Raw genomic sequence first — 6,358 nt, 5'->3', positions numbered from 1 at the left:
CCAATAAGCGCAATGTTTTCCATGATGGTTCTCCGAATGAAAGCCTGTCCTCAGCATAGTACTGGGAAGGAGGGAGTGACCATCTCATTAAATAAAGCACGCTAAGCGTGCGTGGAGGCTGGCACCCAGCGGTACAGCGTCGGAATGGACACGCCGAGGTTCTTGGCCACGTCCTTGGGCGGCACCCCGCTGGCCAGCAGCTTCTTGGCCGACTCGATCTTGCTGTCGGTCATCTTCGGCTTGCGGCCGCCTTTGCGGCCGAGCTGCTTGGCGACTTCCAGCCCGGCGCGGGTGCGCTCGACGGTCAGCTCGCGCTCCATTTCGGCAAGGCTCGCCATGACGTGGAAGAAGAACCGCCCGGATGGTGTGCCGGTGTCGATGGAGTCGGTGAGGCTCCTGAACTGGACACCGTGCTTGTGCAGCTCGCCGACCAGATCGACCAGTTGCTTGACCGACCGGCCCAGCCGGTCGAGCTTCCAGACGACCAAAGTATCGCCTTCGCGCAGCATTTCGAGCGTCTTGGCCAAGCCAGGCCGGTCTGCCCGCGTGCCACTCACCTTGTCCTCGAAGACCTTTTTACATCCGGCCTTGCTCAAGGCTTCGCGTTGCAGCTCCAGGTTCTGATCCTGCGTCGAGACGCGCGCATAGCCAATCAACATGGCTTGTCTCGCGCCCGGTCGATGCGTTCCTGCATCGCCTGCATCACTTCTTCGTGGGTGTACGATCTGGCGTTGGCGTCGGTGGCTTGCCGCAGGGCTTCCTCAACCTCGCGCGTCATCCGCTCGTAATCCTCCGGCCACAGCGCTTGCTCCATGCGCAGCGACGCCTGACCCAGCAGGTGCAGCAGGCTGAACAGCCGCATGTCGTTGGTGGCGACGATGCGCTCCCGAATCTGCTCCTGAATAGCTTCGCTAGCCCGATGCGCTTGTGGTGTGGCAGTCCCCTCGTAGTCAGCGGGGAATTCCGCTTCCTCGGCAATCCTTGCCCAGGCGCTGGCCAGCGCCTCGATGGTTGACGTGCTCATTTCCGCCGCTCCTGTGCTCTTTGGCGAATCAACCGGCCAAGGGGCCTCGACGCGAAAACCAGCAGCATCACGCCTATCGGATACCAGGTCGAGAAGACCACCAAGGCATCGAAGGCTGGCCGTCCGGTGTTGGTAGGCAGTACGGCGGTCACAGCCATCAACCCGCCGACCGTCCAGATGATGCGCCACACGTAGGGCATCACGCGGGGCACGTAGCCGTCATCGAAAGCGGTCTGGTAGTAGCGGCGCAGGCCGCGCTCGGCAAGCGCCTGGCGCTGCCGCTCCGACAGCGCATCCGTCCGGCCATACCAGCGCCGGAATGGTGGACAGCGCAGCAGCAAAGGGGTGAAGAGGATCATCACCGCCACGATCGCGACACCCCACGCCATGACGGCGCCGGCATCGGGCCGCTTGGCGTTCTCGATCACGGGCGCGAAGACGCCCGGAGCACCGATCATCCAGAACAGCGCAATGTGCTGATGGAAGGAGAGCTTCATTTGCTCATCCACTTGCGCAGCAGGCGCTTTTTCAGGGAGGCGCGTTCTTGCGGGTTGCGTCCCTTGTGATTGGCGATGCGATCCGCCGTGGCGGCCTGGCGCTTGACGGGCCAGTAGGAGCGGCCATCCTTGCCCATCGACCAGACGCTGCTGGCCTGGTTTTCCAGCAGGGGCAGATGGGCGCTCAGGGCTTCGGGCGACGCGCTGGTCAGCGCCGTGCGCTCACGGGTGCGCCAGCGCTGATGCCAGAGCTTCTTGTCCTCGCGCTCGCTGCCGCAGGTCGTGTGCCCGACGATGGGTGTTTTGCGGCGGCTGCGGCTCATAACGTAGTGGTCTCCAAGAACATTCAGGACTGATCCCAGGCGTCGATGGTCAAGACCTGATCGGCAGGACAGGCGGCTACGCGGTCGGGAACTGGATGGTGTTCAGTCTCATGCCGACCCCATTCGATTGATCGCGTCGCTTGCGGCACGCTGCGACGCAAGGAGGTTTGCGACCTGGTTTAGCAGCCGTGTCCGCTGCATGTCTGTTACCTATCTCCCCGACCGCTCATTGGACCAACTCCAGAGATTGGGCTCTATCGCTCAGCCAATACGAAACCGGCATTGGCTGATGCCACAACCGAGACTAACACAAATGGCTCGGTACCTGTATTTCGCGCCCCGTGCACTTGGCCCGGTCTTGCCACGGCTATCTCACCTTCCCTGAGGGCACGAACAATCCCATTGCCCTGAAAGTAATCAGCCATTCCCGACAAAACAGTCCACGTGTCTTGGCCGTGAGGATGAATGTGAGCCGCAATTTCCTGCCCGGGATGGACATGCCAAACCACGATAATTGAGTCTCGGGTTTCAAGCACAACGGAACGAATAGGCTCGCCTTCGGACGGCTGAACATACTCGGCTACAGAAAATATTCTCGATTCAACAGTCATCGGAGATTCCTCTTTCACAGTTGTCGTTACGGTCTTCATCGTCGGCATCCTGACGCACGGCGGGCAATTGCTGGAGCAACGCCGGCAGCCATTCCTGTACCGTCTCCCACACCACATCGAGGTTGATGTCGAAATAGCCGTGAGCCATGCGATTACGCATATTGCGCATGCTGCGCCACGGCACGTCGGCATGCGCCTGGGTGAACTCGACGTAGCCATCCATCACCTTTGTGGCCGCCTCGCCGATGACGATCAGGCTCATGATGACGGCCTGCTGGGTGCGCTTGTCGGCCAAGAAGTCGTCCTTGGCCATCCCTTCCACGAAGCTGCGCGCATCGGTTGCGGCCTGCTGAATGTGGTCGAGGTAATCGGGCAGGCGGTTCTCGCTCATATCGGTTGCGCCTCCGCGAGCACCTTGGCCCGGAACTTCGGCGGCAGGTCGCCGGGAGTCAGCAGATCGACGTCAACGCCGAGCAGCGATTTCAGTTCTTCTTCCAAATCGCCCAAGTCCAACAACGTGGCACCGGGCAGCGCATCGACCAACAGGTCGAGGTCGCTGCCATCCCGGTCGGTGCCATGCAGCACCGAGCCGAAGACGCGCGGGTTCGCGGCGCGAAAGCGGCCTACCGCTTCACGCACTGCGCTTCGCTTCATGTCAAGCACAACAGACGGTCGCATGCGCATCCTTTCTTATCGAAACTCGTTGAGATGATATGCAATCAAGAATAGAATTTCAAGAACTATTTTCGAGAATCGCAATGCCTTGATTCCCGTGCCGCGCCGGTTGCCTTGGCGGGCTTGTCACAAACCTACGTTTTCAAGAAGAAGGAAACCGCATGCCCCGCCGTTCGATCCTCTCCGCCGCCGAGCGCGAAAGCCTGCTGGCGTTGCCGGACACCAAGGATGAGTTGATCCGTCACTACACGTTCAGCGAAAGCGACCTCTCCATCATCCGGCAGCGGCGCGGCCCGGCCAATCGGCTGGGCTTCGCGGTGCAGCTCTGCTACCTGCGCTTTCCCGGCGTCATCCTTGGCGCTGATGAGCCACCGTTCCCGCCATTGCTGAGACTGGTCGCCAACCAGCTCAAGGTCGGCATCGAAAGCTGGGACGAGTACGGGCAGCGTGAGCAGACCCGACGCGAGCACCTGGTCGAGCTGCAAACGGTGTTCGGCTTCCAGCCGTTCACGATTGGCCACTACCGGCAGGCTGTCCAGTTGCTGACCGAGCTGGCCATGCAAACCGACAAGGGCATCGTGCTGGCCAGAGCCTTGATCGAGCACCTGCGGCGGCAGTCGGTCATTGTGCCCGCCCTCAACGCCGTCGAGCGGGCGAGCGCCGAAGCGATTACCCGCGCCAACCGGCGTCTCTACGACGCCTTGGCTGAGCCGCTGACGGACGTGCATCGCCGTCGCCTCGACGATCTGCTCAAGCGCCGCGACAACGGCAAGACGACGTGGCTGGCCTGGCTGCGGCAATCCCCGGTCAAACCGAACTCGCGGCACATGCTGGAACACATCGAACGCCTCAAGGCGTGGCAGGCGCTCGACCTGCCCTCCGGCATCGAGCGGCTGGTTCACCAGAACCGGCTGCTCAAGATCGCCCGCGAGGGCGGCCAGATGACGCCCGCCGACCTGGCGAAGTTCGAGCCGCAGCGGCGTTACGCGACCCTGGTGGCGCTCGCCATCGAGGGCATGGCCACCGTCACCGACGAAATCATCGACCTGCATGACCGCATCCTGGGCAAGCTGTTCAATGCCGCCAAGAACAAGCATCAGCAGCAGTTCCAGGCATCCGGCAAGGCGATCAATGCCAAGGTGCGGCTGTTCGGGCGCATCGGCCAGGCGCTGATCGAGGCCAAGCAAGCGGGCCGCGATCCGTTCGCCGCCATCGAGGCCGTCATGTCCTGGGATGCTTTCGCCGAGAGCGTCACCGAAGCGCAGCGGCTCGCGCAACCCGAGGACTTCGATTTCCTGCACCGCATCGGCGAGAGCTACGCCACGCTGCGCCGCTACGCGCCGGAATTTCTCGACGTGCTCAAGTTGCGGGCCGCGCCCGCCGCCAAGGACGTACTCGACGCCATCGAGGTGCTGCGCAGCATGAACAGCGACAACGCCCGCAAGGTGCCCACCGACGCGCCGACCGAGTTCATCAAGCCGCGCTGGCAGAAGCTGGTGATGACCGACACCGGCATCGACCGGCGCTACTACGAACTGTGCGCGCTGTCGGAGCTGAAGAACGCGCTGCGCTCCGGCGACATCTGGGTGCAAGGCTCGCGCCAGTTCAAGGACTTCGAGGACTACCTGGTGCCGCCCGCGAAATTCGCCAGCCTCAAGCAGGCCAGCGAATTGCCGCTGGCCGTGGCCACCGATTGCGACCAGTACCTGCATGACCGGCTGACGCTGCTGGAAACGCAGCTCGCCACCGTCAACCGCATGGCGCTGGCCAACGAGCTGCCGGACGCCATCATCACGGAGTCGGGCCTGAAGATCACGCCGCTCGATGCGGCGGTGCCCGATACCGCACAGGCCCTGATCGACCAGACGGCGATGATCCTACCGCACGTCAAGATCACCGAATTGCTGCTGGAGGTAGACGAATGGACGGGCTTCACCCGGCACTTCGCCCACCTGAAGTCAGGCGACCTGGCCAAGGACAAAAACCTGTTGCTGACCACGATCCTCGCCGACGCGATCAACCTGGGCCTGACCAAGATGGCGGAATCGTGCCCCGGCACGACCTACGCCAAGCTGGCCTGGCTGCAAGCCTGGCACATCCGCGACGAAACCTACGGGGCGGCACTGGCCGAGCTGGTCAACGCGCAGTTCCGACATCCCTTCGCCGAGCATTGGGGCGACGGCACCACGTCATCGTCGGACGGCCAGAACTTCCGCACCGGCAGCAAGGCCGAGAGCACCGGCCACATCAATCCGAAATACGGCAGCAGCCCAGGGCGGACGTTCTACACCCATATCTCCGACCAGTACGCGCCGTTCCACACCAAGGTCGTGAACGTCGGCGTGCGCGACTCGACCTACGTGCTCGACGGCCTGCTGTATCACGAATCCGACCTGCGGATCGAGGAGCACTACACCGACACGGCAGGGTTCACGGACCACGTCTTCGCGTTGATGCACCTGCTGGGCTTCCGCTTCGCCCCGCGCATTCGTGACCTGGGCGACACCAAGCTCTACATCCCGAAGGGCGATGCCACCTACGAGGCGTTGAAACCGATGATCGGCGGCACGCTCAACATCAAGCACGTCCGCGCCCATTGGGATGAAATCCTGCGGATGGCCACCTCGATCAAGCAGGGCACGGCGACGGCCTCGCTGATGCTCAGGAAGCTTGGCAGCTACCCGCGCCAGAACGGCCTGGCCGTCGCCCTGCGTGAGCTGGGACGCATCGAGCGCACACTGTTCATCCTGGACTGGCTGCAAAGCGTCGAGCTGCGCCGCCGCGTGCATGCCGGGCTGAACAAAGGCGAGGCGCGCAACGCGCTGGCCCGCGCCGTGTTCTTCAACCGCCTGGGGGAAATCCGCGACCGCAGCTTCGAGCAGCAGCGCTACCGGGCCAGCGGCCTCAACCTGGTGACGGCGGCCATCGTGCTATGGAACACGGTCTATCTGGAGCGGGCCGCGAACGCCTTGCGTGGCCACGGTCAAGCCGTCGATGACGGCCTGTTGCAGTACCTGTCGCCGCTCGGCTGGGAGCACATCAACCTGACCGGCGATTACCTCTGGCGCAGCAGCGCCAAGATCGGCGCGGGCAAGTTCAGGCCGCTACGGCCGCTGCAACCGGCTTAGCGTGCTTTATTTAATGAGATGGTCACTCCCTCCTTCCCAGTACTATGCTGAGGACAGGCTTTCATTCGGAGAACCATCATGGAAAACATTGCGCTTATTG

At 62.8% G+C, this 6,358-nt stretch carries 8 protein-coding genes; 1 reads left to right on the top strand and 7 read right to left on the bottom strand.

Annotation, left to right across the window (positions count from 1 at the left end; all coding sequences use genetic code 11):
- Positions 1–101: 101 nt before the first annotated feature.
- The 7 genes from BV390_RS29810 to BV390_RS29780 form a co-directional block, all read right to left on the bottom strand.
- The gene (locus tag BV390_RS29810) at positions 102–659 is read right to left on the bottom strand and encodes a recombinase family protein (RefSeq protein WP_004118524.1); all 558 of its coding nucleotides are present in this window, start codon (positions 657–659) and stop codon (positions 102–104) included.
- Positions 653–1,024 carry a hypothetical protein gene (locus BV390_RS29805; protein WP_003100853.1) on the bottom strand — a complete coding sequence of 124 codons (372 nt, stop codon included), beginning with the start codon at positions 1,022–1,024 and terminating at the stop codon, positions 653–655. The genes BV390_RS29810 and BV390_RS29805 overlap by 7 nt, the downstream gene beginning before the upstream one ends.
- The gene (locus BV390_RS29800) at positions 1,021–1,521 is read right to left on the bottom strand and encodes a hypothetical protein (RefSeq protein WP_003100856.1); all 501 of its coding nucleotides are present in this window, start codon (positions 1,519–1,521) and stop codon (positions 1,021–1,023) included. The genes BV390_RS29805 and BV390_RS29800 overlap by 4 nt, the downstream gene beginning before the upstream one ends.
- Positions 1,518–1,844: a hypothetical protein gene (locus BV390_RS29795; RefSeq protein ID WP_003100858.1), complete on the bottom strand. Its 327-nt coding sequence runs from the start codon at positions 1,842–1,844 to the stop codon at positions 1,518–1,520. The genes BV390_RS29800 and BV390_RS29795 overlap by 4 nt, the downstream gene beginning before the upstream one ends.
- A 254-nt stretch (positions 1,845–2,098) precedes the next feature.
- Positions 2,099–2,455, bottom strand: a complete 357-nt coding sequence (locus BV390_RS29790) for a cupin domain-containing protein (protein ID WP_000215515.1) — start codon at positions 2,453–2,455, stop codon at positions 2,099–2,101.
- On the bottom strand, positions 2,445–2,846 hold the full coding sequence (locus BV390_RS29785) for a HepT-like ribonuclease domain-containing protein (protein WP_001293886.1): 402 nt from the start codon (positions 2,844–2,846) through the stop codon (positions 2,445–2,447). The genes BV390_RS29790 and BV390_RS29785 overlap by 11 nt, the downstream gene beginning before the upstream one ends.
- Positions 2,843–3,133: a nucleotidyltransferase family protein gene (locus tag BV390_RS29780; RefSeq protein ID WP_001247892.1), complete on the bottom strand. Its 291-nt coding sequence runs from the start codon at positions 3,131–3,133 to the stop codon at positions 2,843–2,845. The genes BV390_RS29785 and BV390_RS29780 overlap by 4 nt, the downstream gene beginning before the upstream one ends.
- 158 nt (positions 3,134–3,291) lie before the next feature.
- Here BV390_RS29780 and BV390_RS29775 point away from each other — a divergent pair, with 158 nt between their 5' ends.
- Positions 3,292–6,258: a Tn3-like element ISPa38 family transposase gene (locus BV390_RS29775; protein ID WP_003100881.1), complete on the top strand. Its 2,967-nt coding sequence runs from the start codon at positions 3,292–3,294 to the stop codon at positions 6,256–6,258.
- Positions 6,259–6,358 lie beyond the last annotated feature (100 nt).

The sequence above is a fragment of the Klebsiella sp. YJ genome, assembly GCF_002108615.1.
Taxonomy (GTDB): domain Bacteria; phylum Pseudomonadota; class Gammaproteobacteria; order Enterobacterales; family Enterobacteriaceae; genus Klebsiella; species Klebsiella planticola.
This window is presented reverse-complemented; position numbering and strand designations above follow the sequence as displayed.